The organism is Daeguia caeni (assembly GCF_042653845.1).
In the GTDB taxonomy this organism is placed as follows: Bacteria; Pseudomonadota; Alphaproteobacteria; order Rhizobiales; family Rhizobiaceae; genus Brucella; species Brucella caeni.
Genome location: NZ_JBHSEL010000121.1, coordinates 42,253 through 63,147, shown reverse-complemented (window position 1 = coordinate 63,147; position 20,895 = coordinate 42,253). Strand labels below are relative to the sequence as shown.

Below are 20,895 nucleotides of genomic sequence, written 5' to 3'. Positions count from 1 at the left end.
TCCCAACTAGCCAGTAGTTTGAATCATATTTTAATCGAAAGGGGAATCCCTTTCGATTCCATCAAAATGTGAGTTGCTCTAAACAACAAGCCGGTTGAAGCTTGCCCGGACGTTTTCTGCAATTTCCTTCAGATTGTGCTCGACACGCTTGATGTCGGGCACATCGGCAGCCCGACAGACAAGATCGACCATGCCGGGAATGAACTCGTCCTTCGAAGCATCGCGGCCAAGGCACAGCCGGATTGTCTGGCTGAGATTGGTATAGAAGCGATGCGCAGCCACAAGGCGATCCGCCTCGGCCGGATCGACAAAGGCCGGATCAAGCCCGGCCAGCATCTCTTCCGTACCAAGCGGACGGGGCTTCTGCCTGGCCGCACCGATGAGCATGGCAAATTGCGCAATGAATTCAAGGTCGATAATGCCGCCTGGCTTCAGCTTGAAATCCCAATCGTCGCGCGCCGGTTTTTCCTGCTCGATCAGTGCACGCATTTCGCGCACATCCCTGGCGATTTTTTCCCGGTCGCGCCGGCTTGCCAGAACTACGTCAATTTCCTGGCGGATGAAGGCCTGGAATTCATCCGGCCCGACAATCGGGCGGGCGCGCGTCAGCGCCATATGTTCCCATGTCCAGGCTTCGTTGCGCTGATATTTGCCAAAGGCCTCAATATGGGTGGCAACCGGCCCCTTGTTGCCAGATGGGCGCAACCGCATATCGACCTCATAGAGCACGCCCTCGGCGGTTGGCGCGGACAGGCCGGCAATCAGGCGTTGTGTGAGGCGGGTATAATATTGCGACGGCGCCAACGGCTTTTCGCCATCCGATTCCTCGGCATCCTTGTCATGGTCATAAAGCAGGATCAGATCGACATCGGAACAGGCCGTCAGCTCGCGGCTGCCAAGCTTGCCCATGGCAAGCAGGGCAACTTTCGCTCCTTTCACCTTGCCATGGCGGCGCTGGAATTCAGCCTCCACCACCTCGAAAGCCTTGGCGATCATCAGTTCGGCAAGATCCGAGAAGGCGCGGCCCGCACGCACGCCGTCAATGGCACCCGTCAGCAGACGGATGCCGATGAGAAAACGATGCTCTGCGGCAAAAATGCGCAGGCGATCCAGCACTTCCTCAAAGACCGTGGCCGACCCCAGAAATGCCTGCAGCCGCTCATCCAGATATTGGCGCGTCGGCATTTCGGCAAAAATTGCCGGATCAAGCAGGCCATCGAACACATGCGGCTTGCGCGTGATGATTTCGGCAAGGCTTGGCGCCGCACTCATGATCATCACCAGCAGATTCAGCAGCCTTGGATTGGATTGCAGCAGACTGAACAGCTGAATGCCCGCAGGCAGGCCCTGCAGGAAACCATCAAAACGCAACAGTGCCTCATCTGCACGTTTCGTCTCGCCAAAGGCCTTCAGCAATGCGGGTGTGAGCTCCGTCAGGCGTTCGCGCGCCTCGGCCGACTGGGTGGCGCGATAACGGCCAAAATGCCAGGTCCGGATGATGCGGCAAATATCGCTTGGACGCTCAAAGCCTATGGCCGAAAGGGTTGCCAGTGTATCGGGATCATCGACATCGCCGGTAAAGACCAGATTGCCGTGTTCGGCACCCAGTCCCGGCGCCTGTTCGAACAGGGCGGCATAGTGCCTTTCAACAACTTTCAGCGCTTCCAGAAAGTCCTTCGCGAATTTATCGGCATCATCATAGCCCATCATATGGGCAACACGGGCAAAACCCTCATCATCTTCCGGCAGGATATGGGTCTGCTCATCCGCAATCATCTGGATGCGGTGTTCGACATCGCGCAGGAAATGATATTCCTTCGTCAGCGCATCCCGCGCCTGTTCGGTAATCCAGCCACGTTCGGCAAGTTTCGCCAGCATGGCAACCGTCTGATTGCCGCGCAGTTCCGGGAAACGACCGCCTGCGATCAGTTGCTGGGTCTGGACGAAAAACTCGATCTCGCGAATACCGCCGCGGCCAAGTTTGACATTGTGCCCGCGCACGGCAATGTCACCATGGCCCTTATGGGCGTGAATCTGCCGCTTGATCGAATGCACATCGGCAATTGCCGCATAATCAAGATATTTGCGCCAGACATAGGGCGAAAGCTCGGCAAGCACGGCAGCTCCCGATTCGCGGTCGCCTGCCACCGGACGTGCCTTGATCATGGCAGCGCGTTCCCAGTTCTGGCCGCGCCCTTCATAATAATGCAGTGCCGCCCCCACCGGAATGGCCAGCGGTGTTGAGCCGGGATCAGGGCGCAGGCGCAGATCAACGCGGAAGACATAGCCATCCTCCGTCCTGTCCTGCAGAATGCGCACCAGCCGTCGCGTCAGGCGCGAGAAGGTCTCGACACATTCATAAGGGTCAATGATCGCGGGCTTTTTGTCATCGATGAAGATGATGAGATCAATATCGGAGGAATAGTTCAGCTCGCGCGCGCCAAACTTGCCCATGCCAAGCACGATCCAGCCGCAATCCCTTTCCGGATCATTGCGGTCAACCAGCCTGATCTTGCCTGCCGCATCGGCATCGCGCAGCAGGAAGCGGATGGCAGCTCCCGTGCAGGCTTCTGCCAGATCAGCCAGCGCGCCCGTCGTCGCCTCGGTGTTGAAAATACCGGCCAGATCACAAAGCGCAATCAGCACATGGGCTTCTCGTTTTTTAAGGCGCAGCCCTGCCATCAGGCTTGCCTCGCTTGCGCCCTCTTCCGCGCCGCAGACAGCAATATCCGCCAGAATTTCCTGCAAGGCCGCTTCCGGAGTGCTTCTTGCCAGCCAGTCCAGAATGCGCGGCACGCGCTGCAAAGCTTCTCGGATGAAAGGAGAAAGATCAAGCACGGCGGCAATGAAGGATGCCGCCTTGTCGTCGTCGAGCAGGGCGACCACACCATCCAGTTCATCTTCCCTGGCACGTACACGAAGATCGGCGAGGAATGACTGCGCCCTTTTTGCGTCCAGCGGAGTCAGGGCACGGATAGTGCGCTCGAAAAACTTCGCCTGGTCGAGTCCGGCAGTCATGATCCCTCACTCAATTCACATTGTCTGCGTCACCACCCGCGATGGAAATTCCAGCACCACACGCAGGCCCGGATGATTGTCCTCCAGACGCAATGCGCCACCGTGCAGCTTCATGACTGCCTTGGCAAGACTCAAACCAAGACCGGAGCCCGGTTGCGAACGACTTTGTTCAAGCCGGACGAAACGTTCGGTCGCCTGTTCGCGCTTTTCTGCCGGAATGCCGGGGCCATTATCGGCAACGATGATGCGCGTCCATTGCGGATCCGTCTCCATGGACAAGGTAACCTGTGCCTGCCGCTCATCATCGGAGGCATATTTGATCGCATTATCAATAAGATTGGAGACAGTCTGGCCGACCAGCTCACGATTGATGCGCAATTCGGCATCACTCAGCGTGCCGACCGTCAGCCTAACACCTGCATCCTCGGCCACCGGCTCATAAAGTTCCACCACGTCAAGCAGGATGGGGCTGATCGGCATGGCTTCAAGATTCTCTGCCGAATAGCCCGCCTCCAGGCGGGAGATCATCAAGATCGCATTGAAGGTGCGGATGAGCTGATCGGATTCTGCAATGATGTCCTCCATTGCTGCCTGATATTCCGCACTGGTCTTGCGGCCGGAAAGGGCTTCCTCCGCGCGGTTGCGCAGGCGCGTGAGCGGTGTCTTCAAATCATGGGCAATATTGTCGGAAACCTGTTTCAGCCCATCATTGAGCTCATAAATGCGCGTCAGCATGGCATTGAGATTAGTTGACAGACGGTCGAACTCATCGCCCGAACCATTCACGGGCAGGCGGCCGGAGAGATCGCCCTCCATGATGCGCTGCGAGGCGCGCGAAACATCATCAATGCGCTTTAATGCACGACGACCAACGAAAACCCAGATGAGAACGGCACCCGCCCCCATGATGCCCAGTGCCAGCATGAGCGAGCGGCGGATAATGTCGCGGATGCGTTCAGGTTCTCCCAGATCGCGGCCAACCAGCAGGCGCATGCCATTGGGCAGGGCGATCACCACAGCGACTGCCTGATGCTGATTTTGTGCACCCTGATCGTCATAACGGGTATATCTGAACTTGCTTTCGATGATGCCGTCCGTATCCAGCACGCCGGGCTCGACGCTTTCGACATTGCCCGCCAGAATGCGTCCGGTGGAATCGGTCACCATGTAAAGCGAGGCACCCGGCTGGCGCGAACGGTAATCGATGCTGCGCACCAGAGCCGAAACACCACCGCGCGCATAGGACTGGCCAATGCTGATGACCTCATCGGCAATGGCCTGCTGGGTCTGCCCCATCAGCATGGAAGCCGAGAGATTGGTCATATAGACCACCAGCGCAACGGCACCGAAAATGAACAGCAGCAGATAGAGCGCCGAAAGGCGAACGGCTGTCGTGCGCATCAGCGCCGAAAAGCGGGTCATTCTTCAGCTCCAGCCGTTGACTTGCCGCCCGTCGCGCGTCCCGCCTTCAGCATGTAGCCAGCGCCGCGCACCGTATGCAGCAACGGGCTGTCAAAGCCCTTCTCGATCTTCGAGCGCAGACGCGAAATATGCACGTCAATCACATTGGTCTGCGGATCGAAATGATAATCCCAGACATTTTCAAGCAGCATGGTGCGTGTGACCACCTGACCGGCATGACGCATCAGATATTCAAGCAGGCGGAATTCCCGCGGCTGCAGGGTAATGTCCACGCCCTGACGGCGGGCCGTATGGGCAAGGCGGTCAAGTTCCAGATCGCCAACGCGATAGATCGTATCGGCATCACGCGGCGAGGAGCGGCGCTGCAGGACTTCAACGCGCGCGAGGAGCTCGGAAAAAGCATAGGGCTTGGTCAGATAGTCATCACCACCAGCGCGAAGCCCCGTCACGCGATCATCCACTTCGCCCAAGGCGGAAAGAATGAGCACCGGCGTTTTCATGCCCTTGGCGCGCAGGCTTGCCACGACGGAAAGACCATCGCGCTTTGGCAACATGCGATCCACGATCAGCACGTCATAATTGCCGCTTTCGGCAAGAGCGTAGCCAGCCTCGCCGTCTCCGGCAATGTCGGCGGTATGGCCGGCTTCCCTGAAAGCCTTTTCCAGATAGCGGGCTGCTTCGCGGTCGTCTTCAATAATGAGAATCTTCATGGCCAGATCTTGGATCACACCCTTTACGTTAAACATAGGAAAAATCTGCGCTGAAACAAACTTCAAAGCGGCGCATGATAAAGGCGATGCCAGACAGTTTGGCCCGGCATCGCCATCGGTTCATGAATTATAAGAGAGAAAGCCTCTCTTAGTCCTGATCAATATCAAGCGGCAGGGCAACGAAACGGCTTTCGTCATTGCGCTGAACCTGCAGAAGAACTGCCTTGCGGCCAGCCTTGGTTGCTTCAGAGATCGCCTTGTTGATGTCATTGACGCTCTTTACTTCCTGGCTGTTGACGGTGACGATCACATCGCCGGAGCGGATGCCACGATCGGCCGCATCGCTGTCCGGGTCAACATCGGTGACGACAAGGCCCTTGCCATCTTCGGAAGGCACAACCGTCAGGCCGTAGGAGTCAAGCGTTACGCTTTCATCGTTCTGGCTGCCGCCCTGCGCTGCCGCCAGCTTCGGATCCTGCGGCATGGCTTCGATGCCAACAGTGACTTCCTCTGACTTGCCATTGCGCCAGATCGAAATCTTGGCCTTTTCACCCGGCGCAATTGCGGCCACCTTGCGCGCCAGATCGCGCGGATCCTGCACGGTTTCGCCATTGACCGCAGTGATAACGTCACCGGCCTTCAGGCCAGCCTTGGCGGCAGGGCCATCCTGCTGCGGCGAGGCGATGATTGCACCCTTGTCTTCCGAAAGGCCGAGCGAGGAGGCAATGTCCTTGGTGACCGGCTGAATCTGCACACCAATCCAGCCACGTTCAACCGAGCCTTTCTTGATCAGCTGGTCAACGACCTGCTTTGCCGTCGAAGCGGGAATTGCGAAGGCGATACCGACGCTGCCGCCCGATGGCGAGAAGATGGCGGTGTTGATGCCGATGACTTCACCGGAAAGGTCAAAGGTCGGGCCACCCGAATTCCCCTTGTTGACGGCAGCATCGATCTGGATGAAGTCGTCGTAAGGGCCCGCACCAATGTCACGGCCGCGTGCCGAGACAATGCCGGAGGTCACGGTGCCACCAAGGCCAAACGGATTGCCGACCGCCACAACCCAGTCGCCAATGCGGATCTTGTTGTCATCGCCAAAGGCAACATAGGTGAATTTCTGCTTTGGATCATTGACCTTCAGAACCGCCAGATCCGTGCGCGGGTCGGAGCCGATCAGCTTGGCATCCAGCTCCGTGCCGTCATCAAGCACAACGGTGAAGGCATCGCCCGAAGAAATGACGTGGTTATTGGTGACGACATAACCATCTTCAGAGATGAAGAAGCCGGAACCCTGTGCGATCGGACGTTCATGGCCAGGACGGTTCTTCTTCGGGCGCTTGGCCTGGCGCGATCCATTCTGGTCGTCGCGCGGTTCAAAACCAAAGTCACGGAAGAAGCGCTTCAGCGGATGACCATCCGGCAACTGATCAAATCCACGCGGACCGACAAAACGCGGGCCGCCATCCGCATCAGCCTTTGGCGTGCCCTTGACGCGAACGCTTACAACGGCAGGACGAACCTTTTCGACCAGATCAGCAAATCCAACGGCTTGCTGTGGCGGCGTTACACGAACAGCTTCGGCACGCGCATCCTGCAAAGTACCCAACGGGCCAGTGGCAACAAAGGCACCGGCAAGCGCGGCAGACAATGCAACGGCAGCAACACCCTTGCGATAAACTGAAATCCTGGCTTTCGACATAAGTTTCTCCTTACGAGCGGCATTCCGAATCTGCATATCCGCGATCCAGAAGCGAAATCCTGTGTTCTTCATGCGCACAAGATAGGTATTGCTACCTTACCGCTCAATTTCCGGATCATGAAACTTTTGTAAGGTTTGAAACCACTTGTCAGAAATTCTTCAGATCCTTCAGTCCTGCTTCAGCAGGCGCTCAAGAGCTTCGCGTTCCTGCGCGCTCAAGGGCTGAAAGCCCGGATTTGCGACCTGACGACGCTTGAAGGCATACAAAAGCGACAGACCGCCAATCAGCAGGACAATGACAGGAAATGTCCACAACAGAAGCGTGCGCGCGGCAAAGCGGGGTTTCAGCAAGATGAATTCGCCGTAACGTGACACGATGTAATCCATCACCTGCTGGTCGCTGTCTCCATTCTTCAGCCGGTCGCGCACCAGAACCCGCAGATCGCGCGCAAGCTCGGCATTGGAATCATCGATCGATTCGTTCTGGCACACCATGCAGCGCAACTGGGCGGAAATGGCGCGTGCGCGCTGTTCAAGCGCCGGATCAGACAGCATCTCATCCGGATTGACCGCAAAAACAGGTGTGGTGAGCGACAGAACCACGAGGCCAAGGCACAGAAGATGAAACAACCGATGCACCAGAGCCATCATGCTGTTGCTCCCGATCTGGACGACGGTACAGAACGGCGCGCCCTGGAGGGGGCGCCAACGCGCAAACGTCGGTCAGCCAGCGACAAGGTACCGCCCAGCATCATGGCCAGCGCGCCAAGCCAGATCAATGTCACCTGCGGCTTCCACCACAGGCGAACGACAATGCCATCGCCCTGCTCATCACCCAGCGCAATATAGATCTGGCTGAAAAACAGTGTTTTGATGCCGGATTCGCTGGTCGGCATCTGCCGCGAAGGGAAGAAGCGCTTTGCCGGTTCAATCAGGCCAAGATTGCGCCCCTTGCTGTCGTTCAGGGTAAAGCTTGCCCGGGTTTCGGTGTAATTTGCACCTGTGACCGGCCGCAGGCCGTCAAAGCGAACCGTATAATGTGCAACCTTGGCCGTATCGCCCGGACGCATGACCAGAACATTTTCCGTGCCAAAGGCCGTCACGCTCACAATGCCAAGCAATGTCACGCCAAGACCAATATGGGCAAGCGCCGTACCAAAGATCGAACGTGGCAGACCGCGAAAACGTGCAAAAGCCGTTGTCGCCGGAACCTTGCCAATGCCCGTCTTGACCCAGATATCGGTGAGGCTGCCGAAAATCAGCCATGCGCCAAGGCCAACACCAAAAGCTGCCAGCAGCGCCGAAGCAGATGTCTGCCAGATCACGATGGCGGCTGCGGCAAGTGACAGGGCAAAAGCCACCATCAGACGCTGGGAGACCGCATAGAGATCACCGCGCTTCCAGGCAAGCAGGGGACCGAAGGGGACAGCGAAAAGCAGCGGCACCATCAGCGGGCCAAAGGTCATGTTGAAGAACGGCGCGCCAACGGAAATTTTGTCGCCGGTCAGCACTTCCAGCAAAAGCGGATAAAGCGTGCCGACCAGTACGGTCGCCGCTGCCGTCGTCAGGAACAGATTGTTGAAGACCAGCGCGCCTTCACGCGAAATCGGATGAAACAGACCGCCTGCCGTCAGGCTTTGTACCCTGAGCGCAAACAGCGACAGCGAACCGCCAATAAAAATCGCAAGGATGGACAGGATGAAAAGGCCGCGCCCGGGATCGGTTGCAAAACTGTGTACCGAGGTCAGAACGCCGGAACGCACGAGGAATGTGCCCAGAAGCGATAGGGAGAAGGTCAGAATGGAAAGAAGGACGGTCCAGATTTTCAGTGCCGAGCGCTTCTCCATCACGAGTGCCGAATGCAGCAGCGCGGATCCGACCAGCCAAGGCATGAAGGAGGCATTTTCGACCGGGTCCCAGAACCACCAGCCGCCCCAGCCCAGTTCATAATAGGCCCAGTAGGAGCCGACCGCGATGCCGCCGGTGAGAAAAATCCATGCCACCAGCGCCCATGGGCGCACCCAGCGCGCCCAGGCAGCATCAAGCCTGCCTTCAATGAGGGCGGCAACAGCAAAGGAAAAACAGACCGAAAAGCCGACATAGCCGAGATACAAAAGCGGCGGATGAATGGCGAGGCCAATATCCTGCAGAACCGGATTGAGATCGCCGCCTTCCAGCGGGGCTGGCACGATGCGGATGAAAGGATTGGAGGTGAAAATGATGAAGGCGAGAAATGCGCTGGCAATCCAGCCCTGAACCGCCAGAACATTGGCGCGCAAGGTTTCAGGCAGATTGCCGGAAAAGGCCGCAACCAGCATGCTGAAAAGGCTTAGGATAAAGACCCAGAGCAGCATGGAGCCTTCGTGATTGCCCCACACGCCGGTGATCTTGTAAATGAGCGGCTTTTGCGAATGGGAATTCTCAACAACGTTCAGAACGGAAAAATCCGATACGACATAGGCATGCACCAGCATCAGGCTGGCAAGGAAAATCAGCGCGAAGGAAGCAATGGCCGTCGGCACCGCAACGCTCATCAATTGCGCATCGCGACGTCTTGCGCCAATCAGCGGCACCACGGACTGAACAAGGGTCAGGGCAAGCGCCAGAACAAGCGCGAAATGTCCGATTTCGACAGTCATGACGCGCTACTCACAAGGCAATCTTCATTGACGGCGAAGCGAACTGTCATTTGCCTTCCCAAACGCCTTTTTCCTTCAGGCTCTTTTCCAGATCCCGCGGTACATAATTTTCGTCATGCTTGGCCAGAACACTATCGGCCCTGAAGACACCATCCGGGCCAAAACGCCCCTCTGCGACAACCCCCTGCCCTTCGCGGAAAAGATCCGGCGGAATGCCGTCAAACACGACGGGAATGGTCTTGATCGTATCGGTGACGGTGAAGCGCAAAATACTGCCCTCCCGGACAACCGAGCCGTCTTCCACCAGACCGCCCAGACGGAAACGCGCACCAGAAGTCATATCCTGTTCGGTGAGGTCGGATGGCGTGCGGAAAAAACGGATGTCCTGATTGAAGGCAACCAGCATCAGCCCAACGGCCACAGCCAGAACCGCCAATGCGCCCAGGATCAGAAACAGGCGCTTGCGCTTGCGTTGGCTCACCGTTCTGGCAACACTGCCTGCCGCCTTGCGGCCTGGCTGGTTTGTTTCTGCCGTTGTGCTCATCTTGCTTCACTTCCTGACGTCAGACCGAATCCTGCGGCAAAATCCTTGAGCGCCACACGGTCATGGTCGCTGAGCGCAGCAATGCCGCGCGCAAGCGCATCTTCTGCCTCGCTAGGTTTATTCAGCATCATATAGGAGCGGATCAGGCGCTTCCAGCCTTCTATGTCATTGCCATTTTCGCGCAATTTCGCGTCAAGCCGCCGGACCATGCCTTCAACCATCGCCTGGCGATCCTCAGCCGACATGGAGGAAACAGCCTCGACATCCTCTGCCGTCGGCCCCGGCATGGCGGATGGTGCGGCCGGAACGCTGCCGGACATCTGTTTTACACGCTCAATAGCCTGCTGCAGCTGCACGCGCTGTCGCGCGTCCGCAGGCATCTTGTCCAGCAGGCCCTGCAGGCGTGCAATCGCAGCCTCCGGCTTGCCATCCTGCAGATCACGCTGGGCAAGATAATAAGACGCCACAAGGTCATCCGGAGCAAGTTGCGCGGCTTTTTCAAAGGCTGCTTCGGCTTCTGCCGTCACCGTACCACCGGCCACAACCGTCAGCGCCTCGCCAAGTCCGAGCAGACGCTGGGCATTTTCACCCGCAAGGCGAATCGCCGTGCGATAGGCATTGACGGCATCGCCATTGCGGCCAAGCCGGAGATAAATCGGCGCCAGCACATCCCAGCCGCGCGCATCATCCGGGTTTTGCGCCAGATGGCGTTCGGCGCGCGCAATGAGTTCGGCCACAGAATTGCGATCCGGGCTTTCGGCAAGGCGGTCCTGCAATGGCTGAGAAGGCATGTCCGGCCGGCCATAGAGCGGATAAAGCCCCCATGCGATCAGGGGAACACTCAGAACCGCAACAAAGGCAACAAGCCTGCTGGAGCCCTTGCGGGCAGCGTTTTCCTGCGCCTCGATGGCAGCCTTTTCGGCATTCAGGATACGGCGGGAAATTTCAATGCGCGCCTGTTCCGCACTCTCGGCGTCGATCATGCCTCGCGCGGCATCGGCCTCCACCTCGCGCAGCTGATCCCGGTAGACGGCGAGATCATTATGCATGGATGGTGAAAGGATCCGATTGCGACGCATCAAAGGCAGCAAGACAGCCAGTGTTGCAGCAAAGGTCAGCAGTGCGGAAATAAGCCAGAAGTCCATGGACGAAGACTTAAGCTTTGCCGCAGGAAAAACCAACCCTAACCTTCACCTGCAGGCCCGGTAGGGCAATTCGCCGCAAAAGCTCTTGCAACAGCTTGCGTCAAGCCTATCAGGTCAGCGGCGTCCAGCTGCCATCAGGATTGCGGCAAGCGGTGCCGCGCATGGTCTGCACCGCGCCACCGGCAATGCTGAAACTGTGGGTATATTGGCGACAATTCTGCGAACCGACCTGATAGGGTTGTGCGGCCGTGACATCACCATTCGAGCCGCCCCTGCCGGTCCATTCAACGACCCTGCCGGCCGGTGAATATTCCAGCGCGCGATATTCGGCCTCCAGCGCCTTCTGGCGGTCGGCAGCACTCAAACTGTTGGCGGCATTGCCCAGCAGCCCATTGCCAAGCTGAAGCAGCAGCCGGTCCTGCGTCGTGGATGACGGGGACGTTGCAAACAGGCCCTTGTGGCCGGACGTGCCACAAGCAGCCAGCACAAGCGGCAAGGTTGCGACGAGAAGGAACCGGGCGATCTGGGACGTTTTCATATTGAATCGGCCTTCAACACTGACTGGATCGAATGTCCGTGTATACAGATTGGATTTTCTAGTCCGCTTTGCAACAAAAACAACCATCAATCCTCAACAAGCGGCAAGACAACGCTGACAGCAAGCCCGCCAAGCGCACCACGACCAAGATGCAGCTCACCGTCATATTCACGCACCGTATCCTGAACGATTGCCAGTCCCAGACCGGTTCCCGGCTTTGTCTCGTCCACACGGCGGCCGCGTTTAAGGGCTTCTTCAATCTTGTCGGGGGCAATGCCCGGTCCATCATCCTCGATCAGGATCTCGAATCGCTTGCGCGCGCCATTTTTCATGCCAAGGCGCATCAGAATGCGGGATTTGCCCCATTTGCCAGCATTTTCAAGCAGGTTGCCAACAATCTCCTCAAGATCCTCCTGCTCGCCGGCAAAAACCGCGCCCTGGAACCCGTTGCGGAATTCCACCTTCATCCCCGGATTGAGCTTTTGTGCCACGCGATGCATGCGCTTCAGCACAGGTGTGACCGGCGTGCGAAACACCACGCTGTCACGCTGGGCGGCAATGCGGGCGCGCTGCAGATAATGCTGGATCTGCACCTGCATGGCGTCCGCCTGTTCGCGCACAATGCGACCATGGCTGTCATTCATGGTGCGCGTCTCGTTGAGCAGGACCGAAAGTGGTGTCTTCAGTGAATGCGCCAAATTGCCAACCTGTGTGCGCGAGCGTTCAATGATACGGCGGTTATTGTCGATCAGCGCATTCATCTCGCGGGCAAGCGGCGCAATTTCGATGGGCAGCGCGGTATCAAGCCGCGATGACCGCCCCTCACGAATATCCGCCAGCGAGCGGCGTACCTTGTCAAGCGGGCGCAACCCGAACAGGATCACCGCCGCATTGATGAGGATGCTGCCGATGCCAAAAATGCCGAGATAGGTGGCAAGTTGTGCGCGGAAATCGTTGATCTCATCCTGCACTTCGCTGAGATTGCCCATGACGCGGAAACGCGCCACGCGATTGTGGTTGTCGAGCACCACTTCCGTTTCGACGACATATAATTCCTCGCCATTCAGCCCCTGTGTGACATAGCTGCGGGTGAATGACGGATCATAAGGTACCTGAGAGACCGGCATTTCCGGTACGGAATGGCCCGCCAGAGAGGGAGAGGCAAGCTCTCCGGTCAGATTCTGCGACACCGGCTCGACCGACCAGTACCAGCCCGAAAGCGGCCCGGAATAACGCAACTCCCCCAGTTCCGGCTTGCCCTGCAGCGCGCCATCGGGCGAAACACTGACCGCGCCGATGAGACTGAAGAGATGGGCTGTCAAAAGGCGCTCAAAATTGTTGCGCGCCGCATCGCTGTAAAGGGAGCCGATCAGGGTTGCAACGACCACAAGCGCCAGAATCACCCATAGCGTCGAAAGGGTTATGACGCGAGCCGCCAAAGAGCGTATGGGAGGAAAGACGCTTTTGAGCTTCAGTTGCCAGCCCCTTCTCCTGCCACATCCGTGCGCATGCGATAGCCCATGCCACGCACGGTTTCGATCAGATCAACGCCCATCTTCTTGCGCAGGCGGCCGACAAAGACCTCGATCGTATTGGAATCGCGGTCAAAATCCTGATCATAAAGATGTTCGACCAGCTCGGTGCGTGATACCACCTCATCGGCATGGTGCATGAGATAGGACAGAAGCCGATATTCATGCGAGGTCAGTTTCAGCACAACGCCATTAATGCTGGCCTTGGAGGTCTTGGTGTCAAGATGCAGCGGGCCGCAGACGAGTTCCGAGGAAGCGTGCCCGGCGGCACGCCGGATCAGGGCACGCAGCCTTGCCAGCACTTCCTCGATGTGAAAGGGCTTTGTGACATAATCATCGGCACCTGCATCGATGCCGGCCACCTTGTCGCTCCAGCGATCACGGGCCGTCAGCATCAAAACCGGCATCAGCCGTCCACTCCTGCGCCAGCGCTCGACCACACTGATCCCGTCCAGCTTCGGCAAGCCGATATCGAGAATCACGGCATCGTAAGGCTCGGTATCACCGAGAAAATGCCCCTCCTCGCCGTCGAAAGCGTTGTCAACCACATAGCCGGCATCCAGCAAAGCTTCCGAAAGCTGGCGGTTGAGGTCCTTGTCGTCTTCAACGATCAGGATTCGCAAACAACACGTCTCCCTTGAGATGCAGCAATTCAGGACAGAGGGTATTATTGGGCAGGAACCGCCACTTCCACGCGACGCGGACGTTCTCCATCCCGACCGGGGACGAGAACGACGACCACACACATGACACGCCCATTCTGGACGGTTTCCGTGGACTTGGCGAGCTGACCACCCTGTTGCGCGGCAACCCTTTCGCCCACAGCCGTACAATCAGCGGCAACGTGAATGACGTGACGAAACACCTGCGGCTTGGCGACAGGCATTGAACTGGCATTCACAGGCAACAGCCCGATCACGCCAGCCAGAAGCACGGAAACTTTGAGTGCAGGGTTCTTCTTCATCATGCTGCCTTGTATAGAACATAGTGGCTGAACGCCCAATGAACGAACAGCCGCCAATATCCAAAAGGTTAGTTTTGGCTAAGATGCATCCTTTGACCAATGTGTGATCTCTGGATAGCTATCACGCTTTTCCACGATTTAAAATCCTGGAAGTTGTTGACGTCGTCAGAAAAGTGAAAAAATTCCGGCAATTGTAGTTGCCAGTTGCAACAACACCTCCACCAGCGCCCCCTGATCGACCAGCTCGGTTCCATAGCCAAGCAGACCGGCAATGGAAAGCCCAACCGTGACAAGGCCCGCCCAAACCGTGCGGGAGAGATACCATTGCTTGTTTCCTTCCATCGTCTCTCCCCTGATTACAATGTATTCGGCACGTCCAGCACGGCCTGATCGCCAGCGCCGACACGTGTGCTGAGCTGGGCTATGCGGATCTGATAGGGGGCTGTTCCCACATCGCCCGACCGGGTGACGACCGGATAAAGCCACAATGGTTCCGTCACATCCGTGCTGCGTATGAGACTGCCGCCCTGCCAGATTTCCACCCGATAAGCTTCGCTCTCCTCGCCCAGCGGAATATCTGCCCCAAGCCAATTGTCGGCATCGATCCGGCCACGGCGCACCCAGCGGAAGATCGTGTCGCCATTGGATTGATACTGGAACCGCAGGTGAACCGGGCTGAGCGGCCGCAGACCACGCAAGCCCCCGATCATGGCGGTCGTATCGTAATATTCATCCGTGAACGGCTTTCCGGTCGTCCCGACTCGCCAGTTCAGTTCCAGACCGATTTCGGATGGGCTGAGACCTGCCGCGACAACGGCCTCATCCAGCAGGATGAACGGCGTATCGGCGGCTTTTTCCGCAAGCGCCGCCCGTTCCGTGCCCAATTGCCCCCGCAACAGACGGCTCAGACGCCATTCATTCGGCCCGACTTCCTCGGCATCGAGAAACTGGAACACTTCCCATTCGCCATTGGGCGCACGCAACAAGCCGGCATTGGCACCATTGAGCACCTGTGTCAGGGAGCGCGACTGCAACTCGCCCGCATAAAGCGCAACATGAATGGACTGGCCATGAATAATGCGGCCGCTCGGCGCACCGGGCAAGGCTGCCACCAGCTCGCCCATCACCGCCCGCCTTTTGACAAGGCCACGTCCAGCAAAGCCATCATCGCCCGGTGAAGCGAAAACCGCCGCCCCACGCCATGGCCTTGCATGGCAGGCAATACGGAATTGTCCGGCCGGTTCTTCCGCACCCGGCCAGAGAGGCAGATCGATCAGGTGGAAGAGCGGCTTCGCATCCAGCACCAGACTGTCTGCCGGGCGCACCGGCGTCTCTCCATAATCGCCAAACACAATGTTTGGCGCGACGGCAGTCGCCTGAATCCTGCGCATTTCACCGTCTTCAATCGACGTTATGACATAATCGCGTGTCCCCTCATCGCTCACATCCAGGCGCAACCGGTCGCCGACATGAAGGGCAGCGGCCGACCATGGCAGTGCAAGGCTTGCCGTGCACCGTTCGGCATGGCGGCGCGCAATCCAGGCTTCCGCCAGAGCCTTAGCCTGCCCCGGTTCCATGGAGCCGGACAGGCTGAGGCTCTCCGTGCCTTGCCCCGTGTTGCGCCGGACCGAAGCGCCGCCGACCTGAAAGTCCCGCAGCGGATCATTGCAGTAGATTTCCACAGCCGATGGCAGATCGCCCTGATCGTCCAGGGTGATGCTGAGCGCTTCGCCTTGTTCCGGCTGCACCAGAAGATCATCAACCCCAACGGCAGAAACAGCGCGGGTGCTGTTTGTGAATATGAAACGCCCGCCCTGTTCAAAACCCTCAATTCCAAAGACCGACATCAGCGGCTCTAGCACGCTGCGCGCCGTTGCCGGTTCGCTGATGACAAAGCCTGAAAGATAGCCCTCCACACCGGAACAGTCTGCTTCCGGCAGGCCGAAATCCTTGAGGATTGCGACAATCAGCTCATCCAGCGCCACCCCGCTGATGCGCCCGTTCAGCCAGTGGCCAAGCCGCCAGTTGGGCGTATCGCCCCAGAGATGCGCGCCCAGCGGAAATTCCGGGAAAGGTCGCGTATCCCATGCCCAGATATAGATGCGCTCGCGATCGAGCATCGGCTTGCCATAGACCGGCGAGAGCGGATTATGCTGCGACCAATAGCGCTCATGCGCACGCAGGAAGCGATCCATGGCAATGTCGGCGCGCGCGCCATTGGAAAAATAGGGCGTGGCGTTTTCCGACGATTTTGGATCGGGAAACACATTTGGCTGGTTTGGCCCCTTGTCGACCGCCGGACAGCCAAGCTCGGTAAACCAGATCGGCTTGGATTGCGGCACCCATGCGGTTGGTTCTGCCGCTTCCGCGTCATCAATGCGGTTATAATGCGGATTGCTCCACCATGACTGGATATCCTTGTAGCGATAGACCCAGGGCTTGCCAGCCAGACCATCGGTGATTGGCGTCCTGATGCGGTTTGCCCTGTCCGCATCGCTGGCATAATACCAGTCAAAGCCCTCGCCCGCGCCAATATTCGCCGTCAGCCCATCAAGATCATAAGGTGTTGCAAAACCATCGGGATTACCTGCAGCATAATCGCCGTCACGCCAGTCTGACAGCGGCATGTAATTATCAATGCCCACCGCATCGATTGCCGGATGCGACCAGAGCGCATCGAGATTGAAGAACAGATCGCCCGTGCCATCTTCCGCCTGATAGCCAAAATATTCCGACCAGTCGGCGGCATAGGTGATGTGGCAGCCTGATCCCAGCTTGGCGCGTATTTCGCCTGCCAAGGTGCACAGGCTTTCCACAAAGGGGAAAGTCTCGCGGTCAGAACGTATGCGGGTGAGGCCGCGCAGTTCCGAACCGATCAGAAATGTATCAACCCCGCCTGCCGCCAAAGCCAGATCGGCGCAATGGTTGAGAAAACGGCGATACCCCCATTCGCCTTCAACAAAGGCCTCAACCTGTTCTGCGGCGGCTGCCGTCTTGTCGGGCGAGCCAGGCTGCCCTGCCGCCGGATGACAGGTGATGCGGCCGCGCCATGGATAGGCCGGCTGTCCCGTTCCGCCATAGGGCGAAGGCAGGCTGTTTCCGGCAGGCACATCCATCATCAGAAACGGATAGAGCGTGACTTTCAGCCTCCGTGCCTTGGCATCCCGGATTGCGGCAATGACGCTGGCATCCGATGGCGTGCCGCCATAGGCAGCGCCCTGTCCGCTGATCGAGATCAGATGCGCATCGGCACGTGTCACGCCATCGACCTGCCATTCCGAACTGACCTTGCGCAAGGACAACGCCGTAACACCGGGGCGGATGGCGCAATGCCCCGCGCGCAGATCATTGCCAAACCAAGGCACGATGATTGCGACATGTTGCAGCGATGGGCACAGCATCTGCAATTCATCGAGTGATGCCGTCCAGTCGCTGCGCGCGCGTTTGACATTGCGGTTGAGGCTGCGCTTTTGCCCGCGCAGCGGCTCGTCTGTCACGGGTGTCGGCATCAGCCCATATTCGGTTGCACCCGGAATGAGCGCCACGGCACGGATATTGCGCGCAGTCGCGCCAACCGGGCGCATCACCTCAAACTGGAATTGCGGCAGACGGTTGCCATAGTCATCCAGCGGAAAACGCTCAAATACGACATAGGCCGTACCGCGATAGGCGGGCGCATTGCCTGCTCCCTGTTTTGCCTCGATCAGCGGATCAGGTTCCTGTGTTTGCGTGCCCCTGTATACCCGCATTTCGATTTCGGTGAGATCAAGCTCCTTGCCATCGGCCCAGACCCGACGAATACCGGCAATCTCGCCTTCGGCAATTGCATAGGCGGCATTGCCATAATAGCTGTAGGTCGTAACCTTTGGCCCGCCCTTGCCGCCCTGCCGCTCGGTCGTGGCCTCTTCCTCAAAGCGCGTCGCCCAGATCAGCGTACCGCTGACCCGCGCCGTACCATAGATGAAAGGCAAGGCACTGCCTTCTTCAGCGGTGACAATGCGTCCGCTGTTGAGCCGCGCCCCCTCAATATGCCGGGTGGAATTGATCAGCGCGCTATCGATCGTATAGCCAGCCATGGACCCGACCGCCGAGCCAATGGCGGTACCGATCGGACCAAACACACTGCCAACCGCGGCACCAGCCATCTGCAATATGACAGTTGCCATGGGTCATGCCTCCGGTTCAGGAAAGATGAATATGCCGGCAATGCGCTGGCGCCATTGCGGAACCAGCGCCGAGGCCAGAACGCCATGCCCCGCATAGGCATGGATGAAGCGGTTATGCTGCGCCATGATGCCAAGATGCTTGGCCGCCACAGTCTCGCGCCAGCGAAAGACAAGGAGATCGCCCGGTTGCGGCTCGCCCTCCTCGCGCGCGTTTAGATGGCGATGGGCTGCCTCCAGCATGGGCTCGCCTCTGGAGGTTTCCGCCCAATCGGGCGAATAGGCGGGCGGCACTTCCGGCTCGCGGCCATAGATTGCGCGCCAGATGCCGCGCACCAGCCCCAGACAATCGCAACTGACCCCGCGCATGGAAGCGCCATGGCGGTAAGGCGTGCCGATCCAGCGCTCGGCTTCGGCCAGAACCCGTTCTGCAATGGTCATGGAACCAGCGCACTCCCGTCATAGTCGCCGGAACTGTCGACATAGCTGTAGGCGGCATCATTGCCGGGCAGATGTGGAAAGCCCCGGAAGTTGATGCCATTGTTGAATTTCGCCTTGCAGGTGGCGTAGCTCTTGTCGCAACCGGCAATGATGTCGAATGTGTCACCTGTGGCAGCGGCAAGAAGCGGCGGCTCATTGAGCAGCAATGTCGTGCCAATATGGGCAATGACACGGAATGTGCGTCCCTGATTGTCACCGCTTGTCCAGGTCAGCCTGCCCTCGGTAAACCAGCCATTCGCATAGGCCGAAAGGCCTGAAACCGTAAGCTCACTGCCATTGGCTGCAACCACGTCGCCGCTTGCGGCAAAGGTGGTATTCTCCACGTTCACCCCACAACGCGCATCGCCAAGCTCGGCATTGCATTGGCGCAAAACACGCCGTCCGCAGATCGCATCAAAAACCGCCGCCGCCCCCTTCAGCTCCATGATGAACCGGCTGCCAGAACGGGTAATCTTGCCGACTGTCCAGCGGCGCAGCAACATGCGCTGATCAGGAGCCGCCAGTTGACGAGCCAGACCTCCACACGCGCCCCGTCATAATGGCCCTGTTCAATATCACTGTCTTTTACCCGCGCGGAGGAGAGAACACCTTCAACCTCGCCGCCTGCAACCGAAAGACCAAGCTGCGTTGCAGCCTCGCTGCCGGAAAGGCCGGTCATGGGCTCGCAATCGACCCCTTCTATCGACAGCACGCAGTCATGATCGGTAAAGCCCAGTTTCACATTGTCAGGGCGCTGAATGATCCAGACGAAGCAATGGCTGGTGACCTCGCCCGCCAGATGGGCTTCCAGTGCGACCGGAACCGGGATCATCGCTTCACCTCAATCAGTGGAATGGAGGGGATTTCGCCGGCCTGAAAGGTCGCAATGCTTGCGGTCAGCCGGTCGGTATCGAAACGCGCTGGCACATCAAACAGAAAACCGGCCGTGACTTTCGCCCCCACTGCCGGGATATATTCCGCCGTGAAGGTCACCGTGCCGCTGAGGGTGTCGACCGTGAAGGCTTCTTCCTCCTCAACCGTCACCTCATTAATGGCAACGACAACCGATCCTGCCACCGGAAGGGTGATCGGACGGCTGTATGATTCATAATGTTTGACGAGCTGGAACGTGGCCGTCACGCCATCACCCGTGCCGATCTCCTGATCCGTGGGCGACGGGGCGGAAGCGCCATTTGCTGAGGAATAGTCAAAGGGATCGCGGAAGCGAAACGCATAAAGCGAGCCGCGCCGCGCCTCGAAAAAGGCAAGCACCTGACGCAGATCATCGATCGAACGCAGGCCCGTACCCGCATCGAAATGACGACGCGAATGCGCCCAGCGCGCATTGCGCTTTTCCATGCCGGAGGTGAGCGTCACAATCTCGTTCTGCCATTCCGGCCCGACGGTCGCACCAAAGGAAACGCCAAGCGGAAAGCTGACATCATGAAAACCGTCCGTCATGGTCTAGAGCCTCCTTGCGCCGCGACGCACCACACCTGCCAGCATTGCCGACAATTGCGCTTCGGATTTTCTGAATGAGGTGGCATCCGGCGAGGACATGTTGAACACGACCTGCACCGGCTTGCTGCTGCCACCACCCGTTGCCACGCCAAGCCTGCCATCGGCACCGCGGGCAAGCGGCAGTATCGCCTCTGCGCCCGCCTCGCCAGTCAGTCCAAGCGAGCCATTGCCCATGCCGAAATAGGTCGGGCTTGCAACTACCCCGCCCTTGGCAAAGGGGATGATGCCACGAATGCCGGAAAACAGTCCCGACACCATGGCGCCTGTCATGCCCTGCAACGGCTGCAGGCCGGCCGACAAGGCATCGCTGGCCAGACTCGCTGCCAGTCCGCGCAAGACATCCTCCAGGCCCTTGCCGGCGACAATCGCGCCCTTGAGCGCCGCAGTCAGGCTGTTGCTAAAACTCGATGAGCGCTTTTCAAGATCGATCAGGGCGCGATCAAAGGCGCTCGTATCTGCCTCGACCGATACGGTCACAATTTGCTCTGTCATGGATCACCTGCCGGGAATGGATTGATCTCGA

The 20,895-nt window shown here is 58.5% G+C and carries 16 protein-coding genes and 2 pseudogenes; all 18 read right to left on the bottom strand.

Going from position 1 to position 20,895, the window contains the following annotated elements; translation table 11 throughout:
• Window positions 1-78 precede the first annotated feature (78 nt).
• The 18 genes and pseudogenes from ACFO1V_RS13025 to ACFO1V_RS12940 all read right to left on the bottom strand — a co-directional run bounded on the left by ACFO1V_RS13025 (window position 79) and on the right by ACFO1V_RS12940 (window position 20,864).
• Window positions 79-3,018, bottom strand: coding sequence for a bifunctional [glutamine synthetase] adenylyltransferase/[glutamine synthetase]-adenylyl-L-tyrosine phosphorylase (locus tag ACFO1V_RS13025; RefSeq protein WP_374832821.1), 2,940 nt, complete (start codon window positions 3,016-3,018; stop codon window positions 79-81).
• 15 nt (window positions 3,019-3,033) lie between these two features.
• Entirely contained in the window at window positions 3,034-4,440 is a 1,407-nt protein-coding gene (locus ACFO1V_RS13020) for a sensor histidine kinase (protein WP_374832819.1), read from the bottom strand.
• Complete coding sequence (locus tag ACFO1V_RS13015; protein ID WP_374832817.1) at window positions 4,437-5,150, bottom strand: response regulator transcription factor; 714 nt, start codon at window positions 5,148-5,150, stop codon at window positions 4,437-4,439. Before ACFO1V_RS13015 ends, ACFO1V_RS13020 begins: the two co-directional genes overlap by 4 nt.
• A gap of 148 nt (window positions 5,151-5,298) precedes the next feature.
• Complete coding sequence (locus tag ACFO1V_RS13010) at window positions 5,299-6,846, bottom strand: Do family serine endopeptidase (RefSeq protein WP_374832815.1); 1,548 nt, start codon at window positions 6,844-6,846, stop codon at window positions 5,299-5,301.
• Window positions 6,847-7,014: 168 nt separating this feature from the next.
• Window positions 7,015-7,494 (bottom strand): cytochrome c-type biogenesis protein, encoded by a 480-nt coding sequence (locus tag ACFO1V_RS13005; RefSeq protein WP_374832837.1) that lies wholly within the window; start codon window positions 7,492-7,494, stop codon window positions 7,015-7,017.
• Window positions 7,494-9,485 carry a heme lyase CcmF/NrfE family subunit gene (locus tag ACFO1V_RS13000; protein WP_374832813.1) on the bottom strand — a complete coding sequence of 664 codons (1,992 nt, stop codon included), beginning with the start codon at window positions 9,483-9,485 and terminating at the stop codon, window positions 7,494-7,496. The genes ACFO1V_RS13005 and ACFO1V_RS13000 overlap by 1 nt, the downstream gene beginning before the upstream one ends.
• 46 nt (window positions 9,486-9,531) lie before the next feature.
• Window positions 9,532-10,029 carry a cytochrome c maturation protein CcmE gene (ccmE, locus tag ACFO1V_RS12995; RefSeq protein WP_374832811.1) on the bottom strand — a complete coding sequence of 166 codons (498 nt, stop codon included), beginning with the start codon at window positions 10,027-10,029 and terminating at the stop codon, window positions 9,532-9,534.
• Entirely contained in the window at window positions 10,026-11,174 is a 1,149-nt protein-coding gene (gene ccmI / locus ACFO1V_RS12990) for a c-type cytochrome biogenesis protein CcmI (protein ID WP_374832809.1), read from the bottom strand. The genes ccmE and ccmI overlap by 4 nt, the downstream gene beginning before the upstream one ends.
• A 109-nt stretch (window positions 11,175-11,283) precedes the next feature.
• Window positions 11,284-11,712, bottom strand: a complete 429-nt coding sequence (locus ACFO1V_RS12985; RefSeq protein WP_374832807.1) for a hypothetical protein — start codon at window positions 11,710-11,712, stop codon at window positions 11,284-11,286.
• Window positions 11,713-11,798: 86 nt separating this feature from the next.
• Window positions 11,799-13,109: an ATP-binding protein gene (locus ACFO1V_RS12980; RefSeq protein WP_374832835.1), complete on the bottom strand. Its 1,311-nt coding sequence runs from the start codon at window positions 13,107-13,109 to the stop codon at window positions 11,799-11,801.
• Between the two features lie 74 nt (window positions 13,110-13,183).
• The gene (locus ACFO1V_RS12975; protein WP_374832805.1) at window positions 13,184-13,867 is read right to left on the bottom strand and encodes a response regulator transcription factor; all 684 of its coding nucleotides are present in this window, start codon (window positions 13,865-13,867) and stop codon (window positions 13,184-13,186) included.
• Between the two features lie 44 nt (window positions 13,868-13,911).
• Window positions 13,912-14,208 (bottom strand): hypothetical protein, encoded by a 297-nt coding sequence (locus ACFO1V_RS12970; RefSeq protein WP_374832803.1) that lies wholly within the window; start codon window positions 14,206-14,208, stop codon window positions 13,912-13,914.
• 121 nt (window positions 14,209-14,329) lie between these two features.
• Window positions 14,330-14,550, bottom strand: a pseudogene (locus ACFO1V_RS12965) (hypothetical protein).
• Between the two features lie 14 nt (window positions 14,551-14,564).
• Window positions 14,565-18,374, bottom strand: coding sequence for a baseplate multidomain protein megatron (locus ACFO1V_RS12960; protein ID WP_374832801.1), 3,810 nt, complete (start codon window positions 18,372-18,374; stop codon window positions 14,565-14,567).
• Between the two features lie 3 nt (window positions 18,375-18,377).
• Window positions 18,378-18,812, bottom strand: a complete 435-nt coding sequence (locus ACFO1V_RS12955) for an NlpC/P60 family protein (RefSeq protein ID WP_374832799.1) — start codon at window positions 18,810-18,812, stop codon at window positions 18,378-18,380.
• Window positions 18,809-19,683, bottom strand: a pseudogene (locus tag ACFO1V_RS12950) (DUF2163 domain-containing protein). Before ACFO1V_RS12950 ends, ACFO1V_RS12955 begins: the two are co-directional and overlap by 4 nt.
• Complete coding sequence (locus ACFO1V_RS12945; RefSeq protein WP_374832797.1) at window positions 19,680-20,312, bottom strand: phage distal tail protein, Rcc01695 family; 633 nt, start codon at window positions 20,310-20,312, stop codon at window positions 19,680-19,682. Before ACFO1V_RS12945 ends, ACFO1V_RS12950 begins: the two are co-directional and overlap by 4 nt.
• 3 nt (window positions 20,313-20,315) lie before the next feature.
• Window positions 20,316-20,864, bottom strand: a complete 549-nt coding sequence (locus tag ACFO1V_RS12940) for a phage tail tape measure protein (RefSeq protein WP_374832795.1) — start codon at window positions 20,862-20,864, stop codon at window positions 20,316-20,318.
• Between the last annotated feature and the right edge of the window lie 31 nt (window positions 20,865-20,895).